The 26865-nt window shown below is 60.4% G+C and carries 23 protein-coding genes; 14 read left to right on the top strand and 9 right to left on the bottom strand.

The annotated features are described in order from the left end of the window. Together HW554_RS17765 and HW554_RS17760 are read right to left on the bottom strand one after the other, a co-directional pair. Positions 1 to 558, bottom strand: a 558-nt coding sequence (locus HW554_RS17765) for a helix-turn-helix domain-containing protein (protein ID WP_176909905.1), incomplete at its 3' end; no start/stop codon positions are given. A 422-nt stretch (positions 559 to 980) separates the two neighbouring features. After that, positions 981 to 2750, bottom strand: a complete 1770-nt coding sequence (locus tag HW554_RS17760; RefSeq protein WP_176909904.1) for a L,D-transpeptidase family protein — start codon at positions 2748 to 2750, stop codon at positions 981 to 983. 297 nt (positions 2751 to 3047) lie between these two features. On the opposite strand from HW554_RS17760, the gene HW554_RS17755 reads away from it, so the two are divergent. Both HW554_RS17755 and HW554_RS17750 read left to right on the top strand, forming a co-directional pair. After that, positions 3048 to 4874, top strand: coding sequence for a M1 family metallopeptidase (locus HW554_RS17755; RefSeq protein ID WP_176909903.1), 1827 nt, complete (start codon positions 3048 to 3050; stop codon positions 4872 to 4874). Positions 4875 to 5081: 207 nt separating this feature from the next. Further along, the gene (locus HW554_RS17750) at positions 5082 to 6020 is read left to right on the top strand and encodes a cyanophycinase (RefSeq protein WP_176909902.1); all 939 of its coding nucleotides are present in this window, start codon (positions 5082 to 5084) and stop codon (positions 6018 to 6020) included. 172 nt (positions 6021 to 6192) lie between these two features. Here the strand turns inward: HW554_RS17750 and HW554_RS17745 are convergent, their stop codons facing one another. After that, positions 6193 to 7161 carry an isoaspartyl peptidase/L-asparaginase family protein gene (locus tag HW554_RS17745; protein ID WP_176909901.1) on the bottom strand — a complete coding sequence of 323 codons (969 nt, stop codon included), beginning with the start codon at positions 7159 to 7161 and terminating at the stop codon, positions 6193 to 6195. Between the two features lie 168 nt (positions 7162 to 7329). Here HW554_RS17745 and HW554_RS17740 point away from each other — a divergent pair, with 168 nt between their 5' ends. The 4 genes from HW554_RS17740 (at position 7330) to HW554_RS17725 (ending at position 11209) form a co-directional block, all read left to right on the top strand. Further along, positions 7330 to 7752: a DUF3127 domain-containing protein gene (locus HW554_RS17740; RefSeq protein WP_176899288.1), complete on the top strand. Its 423-nt coding sequence runs from the start codon at positions 7330 to 7332 to the stop codon at positions 7750 to 7752. Positions 7753 to 8109: 357 nt separating this feature from the next. After that, a complete protein-coding gene (locus HW554_RS17735; RefSeq protein WP_176909900.1) occupies positions 8110 to 9447 on the top strand; it encodes a leucine-rich repeat-containing protein kinase family protein in 1338 nt (445 codons plus the stop codon). 165 nt (positions 9448 to 9612) lie between these two features. Beyond that, positions 9613 to 10488, top strand: coding sequence for an SDR family NAD(P)-dependent oxidoreductase (locus tag HW554_RS17730; protein ID WP_176909899.1), 876 nt, complete (start codon positions 9613 to 9615; stop codon positions 10486 to 10488). 82 nt (positions 10489 to 10570) lie between these two features. Next, positions 10571 to 11209 carry an AlbA family DNA-binding domain-containing protein gene (locus HW554_RS17725; protein ID WP_176909898.1) on the top strand — a complete coding sequence of 213 codons (639 nt, stop codon included), beginning with the start codon at positions 10571 to 10573 and terminating at the stop codon, positions 11207 to 11209. Between the two features lie 285 nt (positions 11210 to 11494). Here the strand turns inward: HW554_RS17725 and HW554_RS17720 are convergent, their stop codons facing one another. Further along, on the bottom strand, positions 11495 to 12025 hold the full coding sequence (locus HW554_RS17720) for a DinB family protein (RefSeq protein WP_176909897.1): 531 nt from the start codon (positions 12023 to 12025) through the stop codon (positions 11495 to 11497). A 107-nt stretch (positions 12026 to 12132) separates the two neighbouring features. Between HW554_RS17720 and HW554_RS17715 the strand changes: the two genes are divergently transcribed. From HW554_RS17715 to HW554_RS17705, 3 genes are all read left to right on the top strand, one after another. Then, positions 12133 to 12651, top strand: a complete 519-nt coding sequence (locus tag HW554_RS17715) for a YkvA family protein (protein ID WP_176909896.1) — start codon at positions 12133 to 12135, stop codon at positions 12649 to 12651. A gap of 243 nt (positions 12652 to 12894) precedes the next feature. After that, positions 12895 to 15138 carry a S46 family peptidase gene (locus HW554_RS17710; protein ID WP_176909895.1) on the top strand — a complete coding sequence of 748 codons (2244 nt, stop codon included), beginning with the start codon at positions 12895 to 12897 and terminating at the stop codon, positions 15136 to 15138. 272 nt (positions 15139 to 15410) lie between these two features. Next, entirely contained in the window at positions 15411 to 16661 is a 1251-nt protein-coding gene (locus HW554_RS17705) for a metal-dependent hydrolase family protein (RefSeq protein ID WP_218134777.1), read from the top strand. Between the two features lie 40 nt (positions 16662 to 16701). On the opposite strand, the gene HW554_RS17700 is transcribed toward HW554_RS17705, so the two are convergent. Next, positions 16702 to 17460, bottom strand: a complete 759-nt coding sequence (locus HW554_RS17700; protein WP_176909893.1) for a glycosyltransferase family 2 protein — start codon at positions 17458 to 17460, stop codon at positions 16702 to 16704. A 183-nt stretch (positions 17461 to 17643) separates the two neighbouring features. On the opposite strand from HW554_RS17700, the gene HW554_RS17695 reads away from it, so the two are divergent. Then, the gene (locus HW554_RS17695) at positions 17644 to 18498 is read left to right on the top strand and encodes a DUF1571 domain-containing protein (RefSeq protein ID WP_176909892.1); all 855 of its coding nucleotides are present in this window, start codon (positions 17644 to 17646) and stop codon (positions 18496 to 18498) included. 270 nt (positions 18499 to 18768) lie between these two features. Here the strand turns inward: HW554_RS17695 and HW554_RS17690 are convergent, their stop codons facing one another. Next, complete coding sequence (locus HW554_RS17690; protein WP_176899269.1) at positions 18769 to 19650, bottom strand: SDR family oxidoreductase; 882 nt, start codon at positions 19648 to 19650, stop codon at positions 18769 to 18771. A gap of 175 nt (positions 19651 to 19825) precedes the next feature. Here HW554_RS17690 and HW554_RS17685 point away from each other — a divergent pair, with 175 nt between their 5' ends. From HW554_RS17685 to HW554_RS17675, 3 genes are all read left to right on the top strand, one after another. Beyond that, a complete protein-coding gene (locus HW554_RS17685; RefSeq protein ID WP_176909891.1) occupies positions 19826 to 20686 on the top strand; it encodes an NAD(P)H-binding protein in 861 nt (286 codons plus the stop codon). Between the two features lie 37 nt (positions 20687 to 20723). Beyond that, positions 20724 to 21995 carry a BaiN/RdsA family NAD(P)/FAD-dependent oxidoreductase gene (locus tag HW554_RS17680; RefSeq protein WP_317170902.1) on the top strand — a complete coding sequence of 424 codons (1272 nt, stop codon included), beginning with the start codon at positions 20724 to 20726 and terminating at the stop codon, positions 21993 to 21995. Positions 21996 to 22060: 65 nt separating this feature from the next. Next, a complete protein-coding gene (locus tag HW554_RS17675) occupies positions 22061 to 22507 on the top strand; it encodes a PA2169 family four-helix-bundle protein (RefSeq protein WP_176909890.1) in 447 nt (148 codons plus the stop codon). 220 nt (positions 22508 to 22727) lie between these two features. Here the strand turns inward: HW554_RS17675 and HW554_RS17670 are convergent, their stop codons facing one another. Beyond that, the gene (locus tag HW554_RS17670) at positions 22728 to 24644 is read right to left on the bottom strand and encodes a DEAD/DEAH box helicase (protein ID WP_176909889.1); all 1917 of its coding nucleotides are present in this window, start codon (positions 24642 to 24644) and stop codon (positions 22728 to 22730) included. A gap of 434 nt (positions 24645 to 25078) precedes the next feature. Next, a complete protein-coding gene (locus tag HW554_RS17665; protein WP_019947277.1) occupies positions 25079 to 25270 on the bottom strand; it encodes a cold-shock protein in 192 nt (63 codons plus the stop codon). 326 nt (positions 25271 to 25596) lie between these two features. On the opposite strand from HW554_RS17665, the gene HW554_RS17660 reads away from it, so the two are divergent. Continuing rightward, the gene (locus HW554_RS17660) at positions 25597 to 26022 is read left to right on the top strand and encodes an acyl-CoA thioesterase (protein ID WP_176909888.1); all 426 of its coding nucleotides are present in this window, start codon (positions 25597 to 25599) and stop codon (positions 26020 to 26022) included. Positions 26023 to 26030: 8 nt separating this feature from the next. Here HW554_RS17660 and HW554_RS17655 read toward each other — a convergent pair. Further along, the coding region (locus HW554_RS17655) for a hypothetical protein (RefSeq protein ID WP_218134774.1) at positions 26031 to 26865 on the bottom strand (835 nt) is incomplete at its 5' end.

Below are 26865 nucleotides of genomic sequence, written 5' to 3'. Positions count from 1 at the left end.
GGTCCCGGTTTCAGGCCGAAAGTCTGTAAACGTGCCATCCTGATAGAAGAGCACGATCCGACGGATAGTCTTGCCTGGCTCTGCCAGCGCGTAGGCCAAATCGGCTCCGGCAGGCGTGGCCGCCGGTGTGGCGGGCTCCACTGCCACCACCGGAGCGGCCGGATGTGGCTGGACAGCCGGTTTGGGGGCCTCTACGGGCTCGGCAGCAACCACAGGGGGTTGTGGAACGGGCACCGGCGCTGCGGTGGGCACTGGCGCTGCTATTGGAGCTGGCTCGGTGACTGGCTGGGCGCGAGGTACAGCTACGGCAGAGGCAACGCTGGCTTTTGCTACCTCTGCGGCTGCTACGCGCTCCAGCATCGGCCCGGCCCCATTCAGCAACCAGCTGAGCGAGAGGTCGGGAAAAGCTGCTATAACCTTCTGCACTACCTCCAGGCTGGGTTTGTTACGCCCGCTCAGGATATGGCTCACTACGGGCCTTGACACGCCAATAGCATCAGCAAACTGCGAGGAGCTGAGTTCCCGCACACGCAACAGCTCCTGGATTCGGTCGAGCATAAGTAACTGAGATGATTTACAAATGTACGAATCCCATGTAAACTACCCATTGCATCGACAGGAGTCAAACACCTATCTACGTTTGTTAACACCTGTATAAAGCGTTTCCACATCGTAAACAATGTTAAACAAGCTATTCATATCTACAACAAGTGTTAATTATCAAACTATCATCTTCTCCCCCGTAGTTCGAACAGGTGCCAGGCATGCACTGGAAACTTGAGTGAGCATGTGGGTTAGTCTCGTGCGGCTTGGCCAGTTGGCCGTAGGATTTGGTTTAATCTCCCGTCAGCTTAGCTGGCTGCTTTTATAACGATAGTACAGCCACGTCAGGTAGCGTCACAAAAAAGCCCCCACCCTACGCTTATCGCGGCGGGTGGGGGCTGGACCTACTCGAGTTGTCCCGAAGGACGCTAGGGCAGTTAGTTGAAATACTCCTTGGAGAGTGCCTTGTCGTGGCCGTAGATATCGTCGCGGAAATGCACCTTGCCATCATCGTCTACCCAGGTAGTGAAGTAGACCAGGTACACGGGTAGCTTCTCGGGCAGCGTCACGTACTTCTCCTCGCGGGCAGCAATGGCATCGTTAATGGCCTGCTCATCCCACCCTGCTTTGTTGCGCAGCAGGTACTCGGCCAGCCGTATAGGCTCGGCTACCCGAACGCAGCCGTGGCTAAAGCCCCGCTTGGTCTGGCTGAACAGCTCGTCGTTAGGTGTGTCGTGCAGGTAAATGTCATTGGAGTTGGGGAAGATAAACTTCACATTGCCCAAGTCGTTTTTGGGTCCGGGACGGCGGCGCAGCGTGTACTTCCAGTCTTTCTGCTGCAGATTGGCCCAGTCGATGCTGCGGGCATCAACGGGGGTGGCCTTGGCTCCCCAGCCTTTCACCACTTCCATATCGAGGCGGTCGAGGGTACCCTGGGGGTTGGCGGCCAGCTTAGGACGCAGCTCCTTATCGATGATGCTGAAGGGCACATTCCAGTAAGGAGCCATTACCACAAACTCCACTTTGTCGGAGAAAATGGGTGTAGCATTGAGGCGCTTGCCCACGATAACAGGCATATTGAAGGCTTCTTTGCCGTCCTCCATCACGTGCAGCTTGTACTCCGGAATGTTTACCAGCAGGTAGTCGGGCTCAAACTTCTTCGGAATCCAGCGCCAGCGCTCCATGTTCATCATGATTTGCTGGATGCGCTGCCCTAGGGGTACATTCAGCTCGCGCAGGGTTTCGCCTCCTACTACCCCATCGGGCTTGAGGCCGTTAAGGCGCTGAAACTCCTTTACGGCAGCAAACAACTCCGCATCGTATTTCTGGGCAACCGGAGCTGCCGGCTGACCGGGCTTGTTGGCCACGGCTACGGCAGGCGCCTCGGCTGAGGCGGGCGCAGTAGCTTCGGGGCCCAGCAGACGGCCGCGCAGGGCGGCTACGGCTGGCGAGCTGGCACCTGGCTTGAGGCTGGTACCAGCCGGAATGGCCGGCCAGCCACCTTTGCGCTCCAGTTCCCGGTAATCCGCCAGAGCCTTTTTCAGTCGGTCATACTCGGAATGCAGCGGCTCAAAATCGTAGTAGCCATAGGTACTTTCCCGCTCCTTCAGGATGGTCATCAGCGCCTTATGCAGCTTCACCTTGTTGCGCTTCACGTCCCAATCAATGGACTTAACAGCGCGCGGATCGACGCTACCCCGATAAAAATCGGAAGCATAATTGAAGTAGGTGGCCGACAGCGCCACATCAATCTTCTTTTCCAGCTCGCTACGGCGGGTCGTATCATTGCGGGCGGCCTCCAGCTCTTTGAGCAGAGGCTCGAAGTTCACTACCTGGTAGTCTTTGGGGTTTAGGCCCTCATCGGCGGCTTTGCCGATAACGCCGAGCATGGTTTCGGCTTGGGGCACTAGTTCATGGTCACGGAACCAGCCCAGCCGGAAGTCGCGAGCCTTGTAAAACTTCTTGGCCCAGTCGATCTGGGTTTTGAAACGAGGCTCGGTGCTCATATACCGGACGATATATACGCTGTCGAGTGTCGGCTGGGGGCCGGCGGCTCTGGTCAGGGCATCGGGCAAAGCGGCCTGCATGCCCTCCTTCACGCGGTCCTGCTGGTCCTGGCTACACGAGGTAGTAGCCGTTAGCACGAACAAGGTTAGCAGCCAGATGCCGAAAGAGGTACGAAAAAAAGAACGATAGGATGGATTCATGAGAAAGAAAATCGGAAAAGAAACAGCAAACCGAGAACCACTTCCGTGCCAACTAAGCCAGCGGACGGGGTTCGGGCTTTCTACTGCGTTTCGGACAGCGGAGTTGCCACTAAGGCGCATGTTTCCCAGTGTCGCAAGTTAACAGAATTCGCCTGACCCGCACCGCCGCCTACCACGTTCCTACAGCCCACGGCATCAATTCGGCGGCGGCGGGCGTATCAGTTCCTGGCGGCCTGGCGCTGCTTTAGGCGCGCTCTGCCGAACATCTTCCATTTCATATTCTCACTTCCTGCACGTATGTCTGCTTCTTCCGGCCCGCAGCCCTCCGCCCCAACCGACCCGCACAGCTACGCCCGCCCCACCGAAGTCAGCGTCCGGCACCTGGCCCTACACCTGACAGTGGACTTTGCCACCCAAACCTTGGCTGGCCACGCCACCTGGCAGCTTACCCGCTCCGGTGCGGCGGCCACTGAGCTACTGCTCGACTCGCGCGACCTGCTCATTGAAGAAGTGCTGCTCGGCGAAGCTGATGCCGGCATGCCTACTGATTTTGAGCTGGGTCCTGCCGACCCGGTACTGGGCCAGGCCCTGCGCATAGCACTGCACCCCGACACCACGGCCGTAACCGTGCGCTACCGCACGGCACCGGGGGCGGCGGCGCTACAGTGGCTACGGCCCGAGCAAACGGCCGGCACCCAGCCGTTCCTGTTCACGCAGTCGCAGGCTATTCTGGCCCGCACCTGGCTGCCCTGCCAGGATTCGCCGGGCGTGCGCTTCACTTACGAAGCCCAGATTACGGTGCCAACCCAGCTGCTGGCCCTGATGAGCGCCAGCAATCCGCAGCAGCTTCGCCCCGACGGCCGCTACCACTTCCGGATGGAGCAGCCCATTCCGGCCTACCTGATGGCGCTGGCCGTGGGCGATGTACAGTTTGAACCCCTGAGTGCGCGCACGGGCGTGTATGCCGAGCCGGCCACGCTGCCGGGGGCCGTGGACGAGTTTGCCGATCTGGAGCAGATGGTGGCCACCGCCGAAGAGATGTACGGCCCCTACCGCTGGGAACGGTACGATTTGCTGGTGCTGCCCCCCTCCTTCCCGTTTGGGGGCATGGAGAACCCGCGCCTCACCTTCGTGACGCCCACCATTCTGGCCGGCGACCGAAGCCTGACCAGCCTCGTGGCCCACGAGCTGGCCCATTCCTGGAGCGGCAACCTCGTTACCAACGCCACCTGGAACGACTTCTGGCTTAACGAGGGCTTTACCGTGTACTTCGAGCGGCGCATTATGGAACGGCTTTACGGCCGGCCCTACGCCGAAATGCTGCAGGCCCTGGGCCACGCCGGGCTGCTGCACACCCTGGCCGACCTCGGCCCCACCAGCCCCGATACGCATTTATACCTGAACCTGGCCGGCCGCGACCCCGACGAGGGCCTGACCGATATTGCCTACGAGAAGGGCGACTACTTCCTGCTGACGCTCGAGCAACTGGTGGGTCGCCCCGCCCTCGACACCTTTATAAAGGAGTACTTCGGCAGCCACGCCTTCCAAAGCATGGACACGACTTCGTTTATACGCTACCTGCGCCGGGAGCTGCTCGACTCGCACCCCGGCCTGGAGGCCCGGCTCCGGCCCGAAGCCTGGATTTACGGCCCCGGAATTCCGGACAACGCACCGCCGGTTGGCTCGGAGCGGTTTGCGGCCGTGGACGCGGCCGGCCAGAGCTGGCAGCAGGGCACCCCGGCCAGTCAACTACCCACGGCCAACTGGAGCAGCCACGAATGGGTGCGGTTCCTGAACCAGCTGCCCGCCAATGCAGGCGTGGCGCAGCTCAGCGAGCTGGACGCCACCTTCGACTTTACCAATTCGGGCAACTCCGAGATACTGGCGGCCTGGCTGCCGCGCACCATTGCGGCCGGTTACACCCCGGCCGAAGAGGCCCTGCACCGCTTCCTGACCCGGGTGGGCCGGCGCAAGTTTCTCACTCCGCTCTATAAGGAGTTGCTGGCCGCTCCCGCCAACGGCCCCGCCCGGGCCCGCCGGCTGTACGCCAAGGCCCGGCCCAACTACCACACCGTGGCCACCAGCACCCTCGATGCCTTGCTGGGCCGCCCAACCGACAAGTAATTCGTTTTTCAGGAAAGAAGCGGGCCATTTTCGGCACTTTTTTGTTTATTACTTCTTCGCCGCTTTCCTCGGTGGGGGCTTTTAGTCCTGCCTACTTGGGCAAGGGTTTGTTTTTTGTTTTCCGGAAGGAGTACGCGTGGCCCGAACCTTGCTGAGGTTTGGGCCTCGGATGCAGTATTTTTCCGTCGTTTAAAGTTGCTTTCTGTTTTGAAAAACTCCAGACCGCTCGGCAAGCTCATTGCCATTGGTGGCAACGAGGATAAGGGTACCTACCCCAATCCTCGCACCAAGAAGAAATATTACCTCAACTTCTTTGAGCTAGGCATCCTCAAGCGGATAGTCCTCGAATCGGGGCATGAAGACCCGCGCATTGAGGTTATCACGACGGCCTCCATGATTCCGGAAGAGGTGGCCCGCGTCTATATTTCCTCGTTCACGATGCTTAACTGCAACAACGTGAGCGTACTAGACATTCGCACCCGCGAAGATGCCCTGCGGCCCGACTATGTGGAGCGTATCCGCAAGGCCGACATCGTGTTGATGTCGGGCGGTAATCAGTCGCGGCTCACCACCATTTTCGGGGCTACCGAGTTTCTGGCTGCCCTGCGTCACCGCTACCAGACCACGCCCAACTTTGTAGTGGCCGGTACTTCGGCCGGGGCAATGGGCATGTCGAAAACCATGATTAAAGGCGGCAGCGTACCCGACGCCCTCATGAAAGGGGCCGTGAAGATGGGCAGCGGGCTGGGCCTGATTGATAATGTCATCATCGATTCGCACTTTGTGAAGCGCGGGCGCTTCGGCCGGCTCATCGAAGCTGTGGCCTTGCATCCCAAGCTCATCGGCATCGGCCTGGGCGAGGATACAGGCATGCTTATTACCGGGGGCAACCAGCTCGAAACCATCGGCTCGAACATGGTTGTTATCATGGATGGACATCAGCTGGAGCATAGCAACGCCGCCGCGGCCCAAAAGGGCGAGGCTATTTCGGTAGAGAACATGCTGCTGCATGTGCTGGTGCAGGGCAACCTCTACGATGTGGATGAGCGGCGCTTCTACCCCAACCTGAAGCTACGGCAGCAGGCCGCCGAGTCGGCAATCATTACGGCCAACCAGCCTGCAAACGAGCCAATGCCAGTCCAATAAACACCTTACCCAAATACATAAAAAAGTCCGTATCTGATACAGATACGGACTTTTTTGTTGCCCATTTGTTTTACCGGTAAGAAGCCAGCCATGCGCTGGGCAGACGACACAATATCGCACGCAGGCAGGCGCAACCACTCCTTATATATATGGCGCGGAAAACCTTCGCTGCTCAGTTCTTGTAAATGGCTACGAAAGGTGCCGCGTCGTGCGAGGTCTGGCTAGCGCGGTACATGCCTTCAGAGTTGAAGGGCAGTGCCACGTTGCCGGCCGCATCTACGGCTACCAGCCCGCCCTCGCCCCCGATGGGTGCCAGCTTATCGTGCACTACAATCCGGCAGGCCTCGGCCAGGCTTAGCCCCCGGTACTCCATCAGGCAGCTGATATCATGAGCCACCATGGCCCGCAGGAAAAACTCGCCGTGCCCGGTACAGCTGATGGCGCAGGTGCGGTTGTCGGCAAAGGTACCGCTGCCGATGATGGGCGAGTCGCCGATGCGGGAGTAGCGTTTGTTGGTCATGCCGCCGGTGCTGGTGGCGGCGGCCAGGTTGCCGTGCTGGTCGCGGGCCACTGCCCCTACCGTACCCATTTTCTTTTTCGAGTCTTCGCTCCCACTGCCGGCCGTCGGCTGGGCCTGCGAGTGGTCGAGCCGCATGCGACCCTCCTGCAGGGCCTCCTGCAGCTGGTCGTAGCGGTGCTGGGTGAAAAAGTACTCGGCCGGCTGCATGGCCAGGCCGTGCTCGCGGGCCAGTTCGTCGGCGCCGGGCCAGGCCAGCAACACATGCTCAGTCTGCTCCATCACGAGGCGGGCCGCCCGGATGGGGTTTTGCACCTGCCGGGCGCCAGCCACGGCTCCGGCCGCCCGGTTGCGGCCGTCCATAATGGCGGCGTCCATTTCGTGGTGGCCTTCATGGGTGAAGACCGCACCCCGACCGGCGTTGAAGAGCGGGCAATCTTCGAGGCGAAGTACGGCCTGCTCCACGGCGTCGAGGGCCGAACCGCCGCCGGCCAGCACGGCGTAGCCGCTGCGCAGGGCCTCGTGCAAGGCAGTTTGGTAGGCCTGCTCTTTTTCGGGCGTCATCAGGGCGGGCGAAATAGTGCCGGCACCACCGTGCAGGGCCAGAGAGAAAGATGGAGTCATGGAGTGAAAATATTTGGGTAGATGGGGAAAAGCGCAAGGCAAAGGTAGGCAGCCCGATGGGGCCGGCGGCCAGGCCGGAACCCTAAACGGGCCCGAACCAACCGCGTTTTTTTTCGTAGGTTTGGTTTACTGTTTCAACATCCCCAACACCCCCCTAGACATACTACTATGGCTTACGAAGCTACCGGCCGCCTGCACGAAATTTTCGACGAACAGCAGGTGAGCGAAAAATTCCGCAAGCGCGAATTCGTGCTGGAGGTCATAGATGGCCAGTACCCCGAGCATATCAAGTTCCAGACGGTGCAGGACAAAACCGCCCTCATCGACCCGTTTAAAGTAGGCGACGAAGTGAAGGTGTCGTTTAACCTGCGTGGCCGCGGTTTCAACAAGAACGGCCAGATGCTCTACTTCACCAACCTCGAAGCCTGGCGCATCGAAAACTCTGCCGGTGGAGCCGCTGCTCCTCAGCAGGGTGGTTACCAGCAGGCCGCGCCCCGCGCTGCCGCTGCTCCGGCCCAGAACCAGAACCCCAACCTGCGCGCTTCGGCCGCCCCGATTGCCTCGGACGACGACAACGACCTGCCGTTCTAATTTCTGAGAAGCCAAGAGTCAGGAGCGAGATGTCAGCATCTATCTACGCTCCCTATTCTGACTTTCAACTTCTCAAAAAACTAAAAGCCGCTGCCGCAACTGGCAGCGGCTTTTTCGTGTCATGCCATTGAGTAGCCGTGCAGAAATAACGTGTTCTATTCAGCACGTCATGCTGAACGAAGCGGAGCGTAGTCGAAGCATCTCTACTGCAATGCTAATCCTGTTGACTGTAACGAAGCGGTAGAGATGCTTCGGCTCCGCGGACACCAGATGAAGCATGACCGCCTTTTAGCTACCCTTACTTTTGCGGCTCTTGATAACGCCTGAACGCGGCCGTCCCTCCTACTTACTATACCTATGCGCACGCTTACGCAACTACGGGCCGGCGAGCTGGCCGGCGCCACCCGGCTGGATCTGGCTGAGGGCCTGACCGAGTTTCCGATGGAGATATTTACGCTGGCCGATACGCTGGAAGTGCTCAACCTCTCGGGCAACGCCCTGCGCGAGCTGCCCGCCGACCTGCCCCGCTTGCACCGACTGCGGGTACTGTTTGCCTCCGACAATCAGTTTGAGCGCGTGCCCGAAGTGCTGGGCCAATGCTCGAACCTGGAGATGGTGGGCTTCAAGGCCAACCGCATCCGGGAGCTACCGGGCGCAGCGCTACCGCCGCAGCTGCGCTGGCTCATCCTCACCGACAACGCCCTGGAAGCCCTGCCCCCGGAAATTGGCAACTGCCCGCCCCTGCAGAAGCTGATGCTGGCCGGCAACTGCCTGCGCACCTTGCCGCCCGAACTGGCCCGCTGCACCAACCTGGAGTTACTGCGCCTGGCTGCCAACGAACTGCACGAGCTGCCTACCTGGCTACTGACGATGCCGCGGCTGAGCTGGCTGGCCTTCGCTGGCAACCCACTGACTGCCGGGGCCGAGGCCGCTGCCGAAAGCCACGCCGCCCGCCCAGCCATTGCCTGGACCGAGCTGCAGCTCCAGCAGGTGTTGGGCGAGGGCGCATCGGGCGTGATTTACCGCGCCGAGTGGCAGACTGGTTCGGCGGCCCCGCGCCCAGTGGCCGTGAAGCTATTTAAGGGAGCCGTGACGAGCGACGGGCTACCGCACTCCGAAATGCTGGCCTGCCTCGGCGCCGGCCTCCACCCCAACCTGATTGCCGTGGAAGGCCGGCTGGCAGGACACCCCACCGGCACCGAGGGTCTGGTGCTGGAGCTAATTGACCACGGATTTACCAACCTGGCCGGTCCGCCCACCCTGGCCAGCTGCACCCGCGACGAGTACGCGCCCGCCACCCAGTTCGAGCTATCAGCGCTGCTGCAGCTAGCCGGCGGCATTGCCGCGGCGGCGGCCCATCTACACAGTCGTGGCATTGTACATGGCGACCTGTACGCCCACAACATTCTGGCCACCGACGCGGGCGCAGCTTTGCTGGGCGACTTCGGGGCGGCCGGCTTTATGCCACCAGCCAACCCCAAGGCCGCCGACCTTTTGCCCCGCCTCGAAAGCCGGGCCTTTGGCAATCTGCTGGAAGAGCTACTCGACCGTTGCACGCCCCGCCCCGCAACGGCCGCCGCCGTGGCCGAACTGCGCGACTGGCAGGCCCGCTGCCAGCAACCCCAAGTAGCGGCGCGGCCTCTGCTGGCCGAGGTAAGCCAGCGGCTGGTCGAAATGCAGCAGCTGGCGGGCTGAAACCCCAGAGTGGGTTTTCTACGTTCTATCTGGGCTGGCGCAATTGTTGATGGCCGGCGGCCGGGCCGGGCACTTGCCTTCGGGCAACACAGCTGGGCAAAGTCCGGCTGGCTCGTCAATCCGGCTTCCATATCCGCCTACCAGGCACTTTTGTACAATTTCCGTATGAGTTCAGATTCCTTGCGGCCACTGGCGGGCCAGACGGCCCTGGTAACCGGCGCAACCAGCGGTATTGGTCTGGTAACGGCCCGCGAACTGGCCCGCCAGGGAGCCCGCGTAGTGCTGGTCGGCCGCGACACCGAGAAGGCCGCCCGTGCTCAGGAGGCCATTCAGCAGGTAGCCGGACCCGATGCAGCGGTACACGTTAAGTGCTTCGATTTATCGTTGCTGCGCAATGTGCGTGCATTGGCCGAGCAGATGCAGCAGGAATTCAGCCAATTAGATATTCTGGTGAACAATGCCGGCATTATGCCCGGCCGCTTCACCCTCACCGACGAAGGCCATGAGCTGAGCTGGGCTACCAACCACCTGGCCCCTTACGCCCTCACCAACCTACTGCTGCCGCTGCTCGATGCCGCCAAACGGGCCCGGGTAGTTACCGTGTCGTCGGTGGCGCACTGGGTGGGCGAGATTGAGCCGGAACAGGAGGTACGCAACTCACCCGAAAAATACAGCTGGCTAACGGCCTACGCCGACTCCAAGCTAGCCAACATCCTGTTCACCAAGGAGCTGGCCAACCGTCTCGACCTGACCTCCATTACGGCCAACTGCCTGCACCCCGGCATGGTGGACACAGCCCTGATGCGCGCCGACACCTCGGCCGTGATGAAGGCCATGTGGTGGATGGCCCGGCCCCTGATGATAACACCCGAGAAAGGCGCCGAAACCACCCTTTTCCTAGCCGCTGCCCCCGAATCGGCCCGCCTCAATGGGCAGTACATTACCGGCCGGCGGATAGCCCGCTGCTCCGACCGAGCCAGCAGCACCACCGAAGCCAGCCGCCTGTGGCGGATTTCGGCCGAAGAAACCGGTATTGAATAAGGCCGCCGGCCGGCCAGCGCCGAAAGCGGTGGTTAGCAGATAGTTTTTTGGACATTTTCGGCCAGCCGGCTGTTTGCTCGCTATGGATTTACTCGAACTTATCCGGCAGGGCGAGGGCGAGCGGCTGGAATTCAAGCAGCGTACCACCCATCCCACGCGCATTGCCCGCACACTGGCCTCGCTGGCCAACACGCGCGGCGGCCGGGTGCTGGTGGGCGTTGATGATAAGGGCCGCATAATGGGCGTGCGCGATGTGGAGGAAGAACTCTACCAGCTGCGCGAAGCTGCCCGCCACTACATAGCCCCGCCCCTGGACGAGCAGCTGCAGTTTCGGGCCGTGGAGGACCACGAGGGCCGGACGGTGCTGGTGGTAACCGTGCCCGAAAGCGCCACCAAGCCCCACCGCGCCCAGGTGGCCGACGGCGACTGGCGGGCCTACGTACGGGTGCATGACCAAAGCGTGCAAACCAGCCAGCTCACCGAAAAAGTCCTGGAGCGCGAAGCCGCTCCCGAAGCCGGCCGTTTCGAGCGGATTCCGCTCAACCGCGAAGAGCTGGCCGTGCTGGAGTATCTGCGCCAGCATCCGCGCATCACGCTGGCTCAGTACCAGAAGCTGCTCAACATTGGCCAGCGCCGCGCCCACCGTACCCTCATCAAGCTCACGCTGCACGGCTACATCAAGCACCACGATAAGCAGAAGGAGGTTTACTACACTTTCTGAATCCTCCTCAAAACCAGAAAGGCGCTGCAACCGGGGTTGCAGCGCCTTTCTTATGGCCTGTTAGTGGCAGCAGACTAGTCCTGCTGACGGGACTTGAGTGCCTTCTTCTCGTCTTTGGCCGCCTTTTTCTCCTTGGTGGTTTTGGCGGGCTCCTTCTTTTTCTCTTTGCGGGGTTCCTGGGCTTTAGCCATAGTGCTAGGTTTTAGGGGTGAATTCGTCCAAGATAAGGCCTTGCCGGGAATGGAAGCGGATTTGCGGACCCGCGCGGCAGAGCAGAACCCGAAGTTACGCCATATTGGGCAGGTACCGCTCCTGTAAAAGCTGCAGATGATGGGCCTCGTGGCCGGCCAGCATATACGCCAGAGCACGCACGCTCACCGGCCGGTCGCTGGCTGTACCAACCCGCTCGGCCGCCGCCGCCCCAAACGACTCGAACAGGCAGAGCGAAGCGGCCCGCACGGCGTCGTACTCGGCCAGAATATTGGCCAGCGGGCGGGCATCGGCCTCCGACAGGGGCACGTAATCGTCCTGCTCGTAGCCGGGCAACGGGGTGGTGTCGCCGCGACCTATGCGCAGGGCGCGGTAGGCGAAAATACGCTCGGTATCAATCATATGCACCAGCTTCTCCTTGATGCTCCACTTGCCCGGCGCGTACCGGAACAGGGCCTGCTCGTTGCTGAGGTCTGCCAGCAGCTGGTACAGCACCGGGGGCTGGGTGCGCAGGGCCTGTAGCGGGTCGGAGCCAGCCAGGCGCACGTAGTTGGCATAGAACGGGGCGTACTCGGTGGCGGCGGGCGGGGTCAGAAATGGGTTCATGGGCCGAAGGTAAGCCATTGCGGCAAATGCCTCCTGCCGGGGCACCGACGGCAACGCGGGCCCGCGCCGGCGCGTACACCGGGTCATCTCAATCTTATTTCCGCTTTATGTCCTCTCTCGCCGAAAAAGGCCTCTCCATTTCCAAAAATGCGCTCTTCAGCGTGTTCATCAACAAAGCCGGCAAGCTGCTGGGCCGCCCATTCAAGGTAGTGCTGGTACTCAACGAAACGGCCAACAAGCTCGCCAGCAAAGAAAGTGGCGACAACAAATTCAAGCAGCTTTTCTCGGTGGCCTACACGCTCATCCGGCTCGTGCGCAACTACGTGAGCGGCGACTACCGGCAGGTGGAAACCGGCACCATCGTTTCGGGCCTGGGTGTGCTGCTATACGTGCTCAGCCCCATCGATTTAGTACCCGATTTCATCCCCGTAGTGGGCTTTCTGGATGATCTGGCCCTGATCAGCTGGTTTGTCGGCAAGTTTCAGAGCGAGCTGGAAAGATTCCGCGAGTGGGAGGAAACCCACGCCACCACCGAAACTGACGACATTCCGGCCGCCAAAAAACCAACCGAATCGTACACCAAGGCCGAGCAGCTGCCCGCCGTAGCCGAGCTGGGCCATTCCTAGAATCACAGCTGGGGCAGATAGGGCAGATTCGTTCTGCTCGCTGATGCTTTTAGCGTTACTGGTTTACTCACGCCCATCCGGTTTCCGGGTGGGTGTTTTTTTGGTACCTCTGCGCCCCTCTGCCTCCCTCCCAAAAAACCCCTGCGCACCCTTGCAGGAAACCGCACCTGCGCTACTGGATATTACCGCAAGCAGCTAAAACCGTAAATTAGCGTCCTGATCTTTCCATCCATTTCCGTTTTCATGACCTTACGCTCCCGGCTGGCGCTGCTGGCCCTCACCCTCCTCACTACCCTTTCGGCCCGTGCCGATGAAGGCATGTGGCTACCGTTGCTGCTCAAGCAGCTCAACGAGGCCGACATGCAGAAAAAAGGCCTCAAACTGACGGCCGAGCAGATTTACTCCATCAACCAGGGCAGCCTGAAAGACGCCATTGTGCAGTTTGGTGGCGGCTGCACCGGCGAAATCATCTCCGACCAGGGCCTGCTGCTCACCAACCACCACTGCGGCTACGGCCAGATCCAGAGCCACTCGTCGGTTGAAAACGACTACCTGACAAAAGGCTACTGGGCCATGACGCCCGGCCAGGAGCTGCCCAACCCGGGCCTCACGGCCACTTTCATCGTGCGCATGGAGGACGTGACGAGCCAGGTGCTGGCCGGCATTCCGGCTACCGGCATTGCCGAAGCCCAGCGCGAGCAGCTGGTGCAGCAAAACAGCCAGCGCGTGGCCCAGGCCGCCGTTCAGGGCACCGGCTACCAGGCCTTCGTGCGGCCCATGTTCAATGGCAACGAGTACTATCTGTTTGTAACCGAGGTGTTCCAGGACATCCGGCTGGTGGGCGCACCGCCGAGCAGCATCGGTAAGTTCGGGGGCGACACCGACAACTGGGCCTGGCCCCGCCACACCGGCGACTTCAGCCTGTTCCGCATCTATGCCGGCCCCGACAACAAGCCCGCCCCCTACTCGCCCGACAACAAGCCCTTCAAGCCCCGCTACCACCTGCCCATTTCGCTGGCCGGCGTGCAGCCCGGCGACTTTACGATGGTATTCGGCTTCCCCGGCCGCACCAATGAGTACCTCACCAGCTGGGGCGTCGATGAGGTATATTCGCTGTCGAACCCCGCCAAAATTGCCATTCGCGACGCCAAGCTGAAGGCGCTCGACACGGATATGAAAGCGTCTGACAAGGTGCGGATTCAGTACGCGGCCAAGTACGCCAGCCTGGCCAACTATTGGAAAAAGTGGATTGGCGAGAACCGCGGCCTGCGCAAGCTCGACGCCGTGCGCGTAAAGCAGCAACGCGAAGCCGAGTTCCAGCGCTGGGCCGAGTCGGGCGATGCCGCCCGCCGTGCCACCTTCGCCGGCCTGCTGCCCGAGTTGCAGCGCAACTACGCCCAGGGCCGCGACTACACCCTGGCCCGCGACTACGTGAGCGAGGCCGCGCTGGGCGTGGAGCTGGTGGCCTATGCCAACAGTCTGCAGCCGCTGCTGGAGATGGCCGGTGGCAAAGTACCCGCCGCCGAGCTGGCCACCGCCGTGGAAAAAGCTAAAAAAGGCACGACCAGTTTCTTTAAAAATTACAGCGTCGCCACCGACCAGAAGGTAGCCACCCAGCTACTTCCGCTCTACGCCAACGGCACCCCGGCCGCGCTGCTGCCGGCCTATGTAAAAGAGCTACAGAAGCAGTACGCCACCACCGGCTGGGCCGCCTACGTGGCTCAGCTTTACGGCAAATCGCGTCTTACTTCGGAAGCCAGCGCGCAGGCCGTGCTTGACGAAGTGGCGGCTGGCAAACCCGATGCCCTGCGCCAGGACCCCGCTTTGAAGCTCGCGGCGGCTATTGTAAACAACTACCGTACGGCTATTCTGCCCGGCTACAACGTGGCCACCGACCAGATTGCCCTGCTCCAGCGCACCTACGTGGCCGGCCTGCGCCTGCAGCAGCCCGAGCGCAAATTCTACCCCGACGCCAACTCCACCCTACGCCTCGCCTACGGCCAGGTAGCCGGTTACGAGCCCGCCGACGGCGTGAAGTACGATTTCTACACGACCCTCGACGGCATTATGGAGAAGGCCGACCCTACCAACCCCGAGTTTGAGGTACCGGCCCGCCTCGCGGAATTATACCAAACCAAGGACTACGGCCCCTACGCCTACAAAGGCTCGGTGCCGGTGGCCTTTATTGCCACCAACCACACCACCGGCGGCAACTCCGGCTCGCCCGTCATCAACGGCAACGGCGAGCTGATTGGCATCAACTTCGACCGTAACTGGGAGGGCACCATGTCCGACATCATGTTCGACCCCGACCGCGTGCGCAACATCACCCTCGACGTGCGCTACATGTTGTTCGTGGTAGACAAGTACGCCGGTGCTGGCCATCTGGTGAAGGAAATGACCTTGGTCGGAGCCTCAGATTCGGCTACTGAGGCTACGCCGGACAAGAAGTTGAAGAAGGTAAAAGTGAAGCGTAAAAAGGCCTAGTAGCCCCACGCATTCCTACATAGCCCGGCAGGCAGCCCGTGGTGGAAGTTGTTACGACGACCTCCGCCGCGGGCTGCTTTCGTTTTGGGCTGGCCATCAACTGAAGCCTTTCAGAAAGCCCAAAGCCCGTAATACTGAGCGGAGCTATTCGTACCGATGACTTTCCGGATTTCCAGAGTGCCTCACTATAAAAACTCCTGCGACGGCCGTAGCTTTAAGCACTGCCACCACATCTGCCCTTGCGCCTTCTCCTGCCTCTTGCGCTTTTGCTTCTGACGGCCAGCCCGCTGCGGGCCCAACCGCCTATTGCCTCCCCGACTGCTCCAATTGCTTTGCTGCTGCGGCCCGCCGCCGTGTTCGATGGCCAGACCCTGCACCCCGGTTGGGCAGTGCTCACGGAGGGCGACAAAATAAAGGCCGTGGGGCCGGCCGCGCAGCTTTCGGCCCCGGCCGGCACCCGCACCCTGGAGCTACCGGGCCTCACGCTGCTGCCCGGCCTCATCGAGGGCCACAGCCACCTGCTGCTGCACCCTTACAACGAAACGCCCTGGAACGACCAAGTGCTGCTCGAATCACAGGCGTTACGCGTAGCCCGGGCCACGGCGCACGCCCGCGCCACGCTGGCCGCCGGCTTCACTACAGCCCGCGACCTGGGCAGTGAGGGGGCCGGCTACGCCGATGTAGGCCTCAAGCAAGCCATTGACCGGGGCCTGATTCCGGGGCCGCGGTTATTGGTAGCCACCCGCGCTTTGGTGGCCACCGGCTCCTACGGGCCCAAGCTTTCCGTTGATGTGGAAGTGCCCCAGGGAGCCCAGGAGGCCGATGGCACCGACAACCTCATCCGGGCCGTGCGCGAGCAAATCGGCAAGGGTGCCGACATCATCAAAGTGTACGCCGACTACCGCTGGGGGCCCAACGAGCCCAGCCGGCCCACGTTTTCGCAGGATGAACTGAACCTGATTGTGCAGACCGCCCGCAGCGCCGGACGGCCCGTGGTGGCCCACGCCGGCACGCCCGAAGGCATGCGCCGCGCCACGCTGGCCGGCGTACAAACCATCGAGCACGGCGACGGCGGCACGCTGGAAATCTTCAAGCTGATGAAGCAGCGGGGCGTAGCCCTGTGCCCCACCGTAGCCGCTGGCGACGCCGTGGCCCAATACCGCGGCTGGCAGAAGGGAACCGGCCCCGAGCCCGAACGCATCCAACAAAAGCGCCTGAGTATGAAGGCCGCGCTGCAAAGTGGCGTGGAACTGGCCATCGGCGGCGACGCGGGCGTGTTTGCTCACGGCGACAACCTGCGTGAAGCCGAACTGCTGGTGCGCGAGTACGGCCTGACGAGCCTGCAAGCCCTGCGCGGCCTCACCAGCACCAACGCCCGCCTCTTCCAACTCCCCGACCGCGGCCAGCTCAAACCCGGCCTACTGGCCGACATGGTGGCCGTTTCCGGCGACCCCACCCAGGATATCAGCGCCTTGCGGCAGGTGAAGCTGGTGGTGAAGGGCGGGCTGGTAGTGGAGCAATAGAACTGTCATTCTGAGCAGCGCGAAGAATAACAGCACCTGCTTATGGCCGCTCTATCCCCAGCTCCCCTAACTGCCCGGCGTACTTGTCGTAAATCACCCGCAAATCCTGGGCGTGCTTGTTGGCGTCGGTGCCGATGCTCACGTTGCTGTCGTGGAAGCGGTGCAAGTGGCTGATGTGGGGGCAGATGACGGGCAGGTGGCCGGCCAGCAGGAAGCGCACGTAGAGGTCGAGGTCTTCGGCCATTTCGATGTCCTTGTCATAGCCGCCCACCGAATCGAACAGTTCGCGGCTGTAGCATACGTTGCCCTGGATGAAGTGCTCGGCCCGGAAAATGGCCCGGAGCATATCCTGGGGCGATTCGAACTGCCAGGCGTAGTAATCGTCATTCGGCAGATAGCGGCGGTTTTGGTCGATGCGCAGGAAATCGGCCACCAGCCAGGACCGGCCGGGGTGCTGCTCAATTTGCCGGCCGTAGTGGAATAGGGTGCGCTGGAGCAGCAAATCGTCGTCGTCGAGGGGCACGATCCAGGTGTCGGCGGGTGCGTCGTGCTCGATGAGCAGGTTGCGGGCGGGGCCGGCGCGCAGCAGCTTGGGCTGGGGGCGCACTAGCAGCGGCGGGCCGGGCTGGCGGGCGGCCTCTTGCAGGTAGCTGGCCGTATCGTCGGTGCAGGCGTTTTCGCAGATCAGATGCTCAAACGAGAAATCGAGCGGGGCCGACACGCTGGCCCGGACGCTCTCCACGGCTTCGGGTAGGTAGGCGTGGCGGTTGTGAGTGGGGGTAATAACAGAGAAGTGCATGACTTCTATTCCGGCTAAGTCCCGAAAAAGTTGCGTCCCGGCCCACCGCTCAACTTTTGCGCTACCTAAATCGTTGTCCGGGCGGGCGCTTCGGCACATGGCAGCCCGGCCTGGCGGCCCCGCAAATGGCGCGATTTGTGCCTGCAGCTTACCTTGCGAACTTCTCGCTACCCTTCCCTATTTATGATTCAACGTTCATTTTACCTGCCGGCACTGGCACTGGCCGGCCTGCTGAGCAGCAGCGCGATGCCCGCTGCGGCTCCGGCTATTACCACCGAAACGCTCATCAGCCGCCTTACCGACGCCATCGACAACCTGAAAACCCTGCGCTGCAACGTGCGGGCTCAGGAGCGCCTGGCGGGCAAATACCAGCAGGCGCGCACCGCCATGAAGATGAACTTCAGCCCCTATAAGGTGTACCTGCGCAACGACCAGGGCATTGAGGTGCTCTACGTAACGGGCCAGAACAGCGGCGATGCCTGGGTGTATCCCAACAGCTTCCCCTACGTAACGCTAAGCCTCGATCCGCAGGGCTCCATCATGCGTAAAGGCCAGCACCATAGTGTGTTGGAGGCTGGCTACGGCACTATTTCCGACTTGCTCGACAGTTCGGGCGAGCGGATAAATCCCGGCTTCGAGAAAACTTTCCGCTACACCGGCGACACTAGCGTGGTGGGTCGCCCGGCCTACGTGCTGCGCTCCAGGTACCCGCAGTTTCGCTACGTGAGCTACAAGCCCACCAAGGCCGAAACCACCAAAACCATTGCCGCTAAATTCGGCTGCGGCGAATACCGCATTCTGGAGCGCAACGGCCTAAGCCCCGGAGCCACCGTAGCGGCCGGCAAAACGATTCAGGTGCCTAATGCCTACGGAAGCCGCATCACCATCTGCATCGACCAGAAACTGTATTTGCCCCTCGTGGTGCAGGTAAACGACGACAAAGGCCTGTTCGAGAAGTTCGAATTCTCTGACTTGGTGGCCAATCAGCCTATCCCCGCTCCCGAGTTCGCAAAGGGCTTCAAAGGGTACAAACTTTAATCACAGATGTTGCAGATAGAAAAGGATTCGTTCTGGCGTTGGATTCGTTTTGATGAAGCTGTTTAGAAAGTCAAAAGGACGTCATGCTGAGCGCAGTCGAAGCATCTCTACCGCTTCGTTAAACGACCACAACGAAGCGGTAGAGATGCTTCGACTGCGCTCAGCATGACGTCCTAACTGATTCCTGGCACTTCCTAAACAGCTTCATCAAAACGAATCCAACGCCAGAACGAATCCTTTTCTATCTTCTCCATCTGCAACATCTGTGATTTAGCGGCGCATGGTTTTCTCGATATGGTCCCACATATCGGGCGTGAGCATTTCGAGCTTATTGAACTCGCCGGCCCCGTTAAGCCACTCGCCGCCGTCGAGCGTAACCACCTCGCCGTTCATGTAGGCCGAAAAATCTGATACCATATAGGCGGCCAGGTTAGCCAACTCCTGATGTTCGCCCACGCGCTTGAGCGGCACGTTGGCGGCCGGGTCGAGCTTGGAGGCCAGCGGCTCGGGGAACAGGCGGCTCCAGGCGCCTTCAGTTGGGAACGGGCCGGGCGCAATGGCGTTGGAGCGGATGCCGTACTTGGCCCACTCCACAGCCAAGGAGCGCGTCATGGCCAGTACGCCGGCTTTGGCGGCGGCCGAAGGCACCACATAGGCGGAGCCTACCGAGGCGTAGGTAGTTACGATGCTGAGGATGGTGCCGGGCTTTTTATCGGCAATCCAGCGCTTGCCGAAAGCCAGGGTACAGTTATAAGAGCCTTTGAGCACGATGTCCACAATCACGTCGAAAGCCTTGTGACTCAGGCGTTCGGTAGGGCTGATGAAGTTGCCGGCCGCGTTGTTGAGCAGCACATCAACTCCGCCAAAGGTGCTGATGGTTTTTTCGAGCAGGGCTTCTACTTCATCGTACTTGCGCACGTCGCACTGCACGGCCAGGATGTTGGCGTTGCCGGTCTGTTCGCGCAGTTCGGCGGCCGTTTTTTCGAGCACATCGAGCTTGCGGGAGCTAATAACCACGTTGGCTCCAAGCTGGAGAAAGTAGGTGGTCATGGCACGGCCGAGGCCGGTGCCGCCGCCCGTCACGACGATGGTTTTGCCCTGCAGGGCGTTGTCGCGGAGCATAGGTTGGGCGTAAGGATGAGCAGAGGCCATAAGCGGAGGATGCGGGAAATGGAAAGTGGAGATGAATAAGAACCAGCCGCAAGGTCGGCCGGTTTTTCACAAGAAAGCTATTTCTCGCGTTTCTTGGTTTGGGTGGCACGCTTGCAGTGGCAGCCGACAGTCGGAATGATTTGCCTGCGCCGGTTTTTTTGCCACCTTTAGCCCCATGATTCCACCCGCTACTCCTGCCACTCTTCCCACCGCCGCCCTTCCCACCGTGGCCGTGCTGGGCTGCGGCTGGCTGGGCCTGCCGCTGGCCCAGGCCCTGATGGCCGCCGGCTACCCCATGCGCGGCACCACCACAACCCCCAGCCAGCTTCTGGCGCTGCACAACGCCGGTATCCAGCCCTTTCTGCTACGCCTCGCTCCCGCCCTCACCCCCACCGACGCCGACACGCTGAACGTATTGCTGCAAGGCGTAGAGGTGCTGATACTGAACGTACCGCCGGGCCGAGGCCCCGGCCAGCCCGAAGCCTACCCCATCATCCTCGGACAGGTTGCCGAAGCCGCCGCCAAGGCTGGGGTGGCCCACGTGCTGCTGGTCAGCTCGACCGGCGTGTACCCCGATCAGGCGCGCATCATGCACGAGGACGACGCGCAAGCCTCCCCCGAAGCCGAATCGCACCTGCTGCGGGGCGAGGCGCTTTTCCAGGGGCCAAACAGTACGGTGGTGCGCATGGCCGGCCTAATGGGCCCTGGCCGACAGCCAGGCCGTTTTCTGGCCGGGCGCACGGGCGTGGCCCACGGCGAGGCGCCGGTCAACATGATTCATCTGCACGACTGCATCGGGCTGCTGCAGAACGTGCTGAAACAGAACGTCTGGGGCCATACGCTGAACGGTTGCGCCGCCAGCCACCCCAGCCGCCGCACGTTTTTCACCGCCGCCGCCAGCCACTTGGGCCTCGAGCCACCCACCTTCGCCGAGGGCACCAGCGGCGGCAAGCAGATCGATTCGGCAGCCATCCGCCAACTCACCCAGTACCAATTCCGGCACGACGACGTGGTAGCGGCCTTGTCATTCTGCTAACTCGCAACAAGTGCTCCGCGGTGGTTAATTTTGCCAAGTGAAGGATGAACTGAAGATAGTAGCAGTAATAGGCGGCGGCGCGGCCGGATTTTTCGGGGCCATTGCCTGCGCCGAAGCAAACCCGGCGCTACGCGTGCTGCTGCTCGAAAAAACCGGGAAGCTGCTGAGCAAGGTGCGTATTTCGGGCGGCGGCCGCTGCAACGTTACGCACGCCGCCGACACGCCCGCCCAGCTCGTGCAACACTACCCGCGCGGCGGCGCGCAGCTCAAGCAGCCCTTCCACACGTTCGGCGCACCCGACACGGTACGCTGGTTCGCCAGCCGCGGCGTGCAGCTCAAAACCGAGCCCGACGGCCGCATGTTCCCCATCACCGACTCGTCGGAAACGGTGGCCCAGTGCCTGCTTGACGCTGCCCGCCGGGCCGGTGTCGAAATCCTGACCCACACGGCGGCCGACAGCATCCGGGCACTGCCCGAGGGCGGCTTCGAGCTGACGCTGAGCGGTTCGAGTACCCCGCCGGTGCTGCGGGTGGCGCGGCTGCTGGTAGCCACCGGTGGCGCCCCCAAATCGGAGCAGTACAACTGGCTGCGGCAGCTGGGCCACGCAATACAGGAGCCGGTGCCGAGCCTGTTTACTTTCAACGTGCCCAACTCGCCGCTACGCGAGCTGCCGGGCGTAAGCGTGCCGCGGGCCCGCGTGCGGGTGGCCGGCGAAAAGCTCGATTACGAAGGCCCGGTACTGATTACGCACTGGGGCCTGAGCGGGCCGGCGGTGCTCAAACTCTCGGCCTGGGGGGCACGCCGGCTGCACGAGCTCAGCTACCGCAGCATTGCGCTGGTCAGCTGGCTGCCCGATTTCACCGAAGACACCCTGCGCAGCCATTTGCAGGAACATCGTGGCCCCCACGGCCGCAAGCTGGTGCTGTCTAACCCGCTGCTGGGCCTGCCGCAACGGCTGTGGCGCACCCTGGCCGAGCAGGCGGGCATCGGCCCCGAAACCCGCTGGAACGAGCTGCCGGCCAAGCTCCAGAATCGTTTGATTGAAGCGCTGTTGCGCACGGCCCTGCCCGTAGCCGGCAAAACCACTTACAAAGAGGAATTTGTGACCTGCGGCGGTATTTCACTGGCCGAAATCAATATGCAGACTATGGAAAGCCGGCTCGTACCGGGTCTGCACTTTGCCGGCGAAGTGCTCGATATTGATGGTATTACCGGCGGCTTCAACTTTCAGGCGGCCTGGACGACCGGCTTTTTGGCCGGCCGCGCCATGGGTCAGGTAGCCGTGCCGGTAACCCTGGCGGGTGTTTAGGAGTAAGTAAAAGCAAGGATTCTTTAATTGAATCCTATTCTAATCCTACCCTAAAACAACTCCCTATGGACGCTAAAGTAATGCAAGCCGGCCTCAACGAACTCATCGAAACCCTCAAGGATGGCCAGAAAGGCTACGCCGAGGCAATGACCGACGTAGAGGGCGCCGACCTGAAAGACCTTTTCAAGAAATACGCCGCCCAGCGTTCCAGCTACATCACGGAGCTGGAAGACCAGATGTTCAAGCTCGATCTGAAGCCCGACGAGGAATCGTCCATCACCAGTGCCGTGCACCGCGCCTTCATCAACCTGAAGGGCCTGATTACCGGCAAAGACCGTCACGCTATTCTGGCCGAGTGCGAGCGGGGCGAGGATTATGCCAAAGCCGCCTACGAGAAAGCCAAGAAGATGCAGGATGTACCGGCCGCCCTCAAAACCGTTATCGACAAGCAGGCTGCCGGCATAAAAGAGGCCCACGACCATATTCGCAACCTGCGCGACGCCGCCAAGTAAACTGCTGATTAGCGTTCTGCTATCAGTTCCGAGTAAAAAGAGGACGCTTCCCCAAGCGTCCTCTTTTTACTTTTGGAGTAGACTGGCAATTTTCTACGAGGCTTAAAAGCAAAGAGCCCCTGTTTCAGTGAAACAGGGGCTCTTTGCTTAATGTATTTGATCTACGCTGCTACGATAATCTGTGGAATTCCTGATTACCGTATCAACGTAAATCAGTGATTTATTCGTCGCGGCGCTTGCCTTTGTAGCCGCCGCCGAAGCTGCTGCCACCGCGGTTGCCACCGTAGCTGCCGCCACCGCTGCCACCTTCGCGGCTGTTGCCGTAGCGGCTACCGCCACCACTGTACGAGCCGCCGCTTTTACCGCCGCCGTACGAGTTGCCGCCTTCGCGCCGGTCGCCGTAGCTGCCGCCGCGGTTGCCGCCGCCGTACGAGCCGCCGCCTTCGCGCCGCTCGCCGCCACCGAAACCACCCGGGCCCCGGCGCGGACGCTCACCACGGTCGCCACCTTGCTGCTGGGCATCACCTTCCTGCACGGGCGTGGCAATGTTGAAAGCTACCGGACGACCCTGGATGCTGCTGCGGCCAAGCTGGGCCACAATTTCTTCCACGAACTCGTTGGGCACTTCCACGAAGCTGAACTTGTCGTAGAGGGCGATGTCGCCCACTTTGCCGGCCGTGAGGCTGGTGTTTTCGGCAATCAGGTCCACGATGTCGCGGGGGTGCAGACGATCCTTCTTGCCCATCGTTACGAACAGGCGGGTGAAGCCGGCGCGGGCAGCACCCTGGGTGCGGCTGGCGTCGAGGCTTTCCTGGGCCCGCTTGTCTTCCTTCATCGTCATCTTCAGCAAGGCAGCTGCGATGTCGAGGGAAGTGATGCTTTCGTCGATGCTCTGGTCGATGAGGCGCTGTACGCGGCTCACGTACTTATCGAGGTTGCCCTTCTCAATCACTTCCTTGATGGAAGCGAGCATGAGCGTGGTTTTCACCTCCGACACATCCTCAAACGAAGGCACGCGCTCCTGCTTGATGGTAGCCTTGGTGAAGCGCATGATGTCGCGCAGCTTGTAGATGTCGCGGCCACTCACGAAAGTGAAGGCTTTGCCCTGCTTACCGGCGCGGCCGGTGCGGCCGATGCGGTGCACGTAGTACTCCTCGTCGGCGGGCAGGTCGTAGTTTACGACTACTTCCACGTTCTCCACGTCGATGCCGCGGGCAGCTACGTCGGTGGCTACCAGAATTTCGAGCGTGCCCTTGCGGAACTTGTCGAGCGTGTTTTGACGCTGCTGCTGGCCCATGTCGCCGTGCAAACCTTCGGCGAAGTAACCCTTGGCCTGCAGGTCGCCCACGATGTCGTCGACCATGCGCTTAGTGTTGGCGAACACGATGCCCGACTTGATATTGTACATATCAATGAGGCGAGTCAGCACGTCCTTTTTCTGGGGACCACGCACCTCGAAGTAGCTCTGCTCGATGTTGGTGACGGTCATCTCCTGATGATTCACCTTCACGATTTGCGGCTCCTTCTGGTAGCGCTTGGTCATCTCCATGATGGGCTTGCTCATCGTGGCGGAGAAAAACACCGTCTGGCGCTCCTCAGGCATCTTCTTGAGCACCGTCTCTATGTCGTCGCGGAAGCCCATGTCGAGCATTTCGTCGGCCTCATCGAGGATGATCATTTTGCAGTTATCAAGCTTCAGCGTACCGCGCTCGATGTGGTCCATTACGCGGCCGGGCGTGCCAATTACAATCTGCACGCCACGCTCCAGCGCCCGGAACTGACGGTCGTACGACGAGCCACCGTAAATAGGCACTACGGCAAGGCCGCGCTTATACTTACCGAGCTTCTGGATTTCGCCCGATACCTGGACGGCCAACTCGCGGGTAGGGCAGAGCACGAGGCACTGCACTTCGCGCGAGTCGGTGTCGACCAGTTCGATGGCGGGGATGGAGAAGGCGGCAGTTTTACCGGTGCCCGTCTGGGCCTGGCCGATAACGTCGCGGCCACCGAGCAGGGCCGGAATAGCGCCGGCCTGGATAGGCGATGCTTCTTCGTAGCCGACTTCGGTAATGGCACGCTGCATTTCTTCAGAGAGGGTCAGCTCGCTGAACTTGGTTTTTGGGGTTTCCTGGTCCATGTCAGTGTTAATGGAGTGAGAGAGATAAGCTCTGAAAACAGCGGATCCAGCGACGCTCTTCTCCCACTCTCTCCACAACGACGAGTGACGGAATAACGGACGGAAGACAAAGCCGGCCCAACAAGTTTCTATAGGCAGCTCGAAGCTGCGCGGAACGTGGCCGTTCTCAAATGCGGGTGCAAAGGTATGGTTTTTTACCGGAAAAAGCGAGAACTTATATAAGAACAGTTTGTATAAGGGCCCGTGTCATGCTGAGCGCAGTCGAAGCCTCTCTACCGCAGTGGTAAATTCTGATGACTGCAACGAAGCGGTAGAGATGCTTCGACTGCGCTCAGCATGACAGTATTTTAGCCCTTTTACTAGCCATTTTCAACAAAAAAAGCAGGCTCCCTAGTAGGGAGCCTGCTTTCTATGCTATCTAAAAAGAAGGTCGCTTAGGCGAGCTTTACTTTAACAGCGTTAGGACCTTTGCGGCCCTGGGCGATTTCGAACTCAACTTTGTCCTGGTCGCGGATTTCGTCGATGCACTCGGTCACGTGTACGAAAACGTCTTCGCCGGTCTCGTCCACTTTGATGAAACCAAAACCTTTGGTCTCGTTGAAGAATTTTACAGTTCCTGTCTGCATGGGTACTCTTGATGATGATGGATGTTTTGTAGCAAGAAAAGCTGTCTGAGCTTAATTGGGCTATCTTTTACGAAGAACTCAACTGGGCAACGAAACCGCTTTTTCTTAACTTGCATCAAATATACAGGTATATTTTAGAACTGGAGGATTTCAGCAACGACAGACCCGAAATTTTAGTGTGCCGGGGCCGTTGTATCTGCCTGCCGGGCTGTAGCGCGAAACACCAGTTTCGCACATAGTTGAACGATTGCAACGGCACGGCCATCAGCAACCACGCGCGGAGCTGGCGTTTCGCGCTGCAGTCTGGCCGCTGTACCTTTGGAAACATGGATACGCCCGCCGCCTCCGCCTTCCGCTTCGTGCACACGCTTCACGTACAACCCGCCGACATCGACGACTTCGACCACGCCAACAACGTGCAGTATGTGCGCTGGGTGCAGGACACGGCCACCGCCCACTGGCACGCCGCCTACCCCGTCGGCACGCCCGAGCACTCCTATATATGGGTGGTGCGCGAACACCGCATCCAGTACCGCCACCCGGCCCTGCTGAACGATGAGCTGCGTTGCACCACCTGGATTGGTGAAGTACGGGGCGCCCAATGCCAGCGGTTCGTCCGCATCGAGCGGGCCACTGATGGCAAGCTGCTCTGCGAAGCCAAGACGCAATGGGTGCTGCTGGACCCCATCAGTAAGCGGCCCATGCGGATTGAAGAACCGATGCGCGACTACTTGTGGGGGCCGGTGGGGTAAGGCCTGAATTACATTGGGCTCCCATGTAGTAATGGCATTGTTTCCAGAGGATAGGTCTCACTAATTCTTACCGCAGTGGCTTTATCTGTTCCAATAACCGTTACACTGCAATCTTCTACATTCACTAGACACCAACTCTTGTCCTCTGGAAAGAGATACAGGCTGGCATCAAAGAAAGACTGAGTCATAAATTCAACAAACTCATCTGTTGTTACATCATACAGCACATCATCAGCTGAAGGGAGAATATTGAGACCTTCTCCCCACCGCCAGTAATCTTCGATATACAATGACAAAGGGCTAGCAGCGGCTAATACGTTTGCCAGTGAACGAAATGAGTTAGCTGTTCGAATCCAATCCACTGCGAATCCGCGTTTGCCCCAACCCAGTTTATTCAGCAGTGTAACATCGTAAGGCAAATTGAATTGATTAGCCAGTTCACGAAAGCTAGTGGGGTCGTAAGAGGGGGTGCGATGAGCATCATGAATCCCATATTTGCTCCAGATGGCAGCATTTTCATTGAGTTGTGCGATTGAGCCGTTTTTTAGATTGACTTGGTCGAACGGAAACCCTTCAATATGACCAACCGCGGGTAACAGGGCGGTATAAGCTTCAAAGACATTTGGAAGCGCATTGGCTACCCGGAATATTTGTCCCTTAGTAACCGGCTGTTCCCCAATTTTAAGCCAGTTTATAGCCGACAAATCCGCACTGTAATTCATGCTGCTAATAGCGGAACAAAATTGACCGTTTACAATAGGGCTTACGCACTTGGTTTGGTGGTGAGTTTTATACAGGAACGGTCCGGCCATGCCTAAGCACAACCGGACCATTCTTATATCA

Origin of the sequence: Hymenobacter lapidiphilus, assembly GCF_013377885.1 — a bacterium.
GTDB lineage: Bacteria > Bacteroidota > Bacteroidia > Cytophagales > Hymenobacteraceae > Hymenobacter > Hymenobacter lapidiphilus.
The sequence above is the reverse complement of the archived record's forward strand: the minus strand, read 5'-3'. Positions and strand labels throughout refer to the sequence as shown.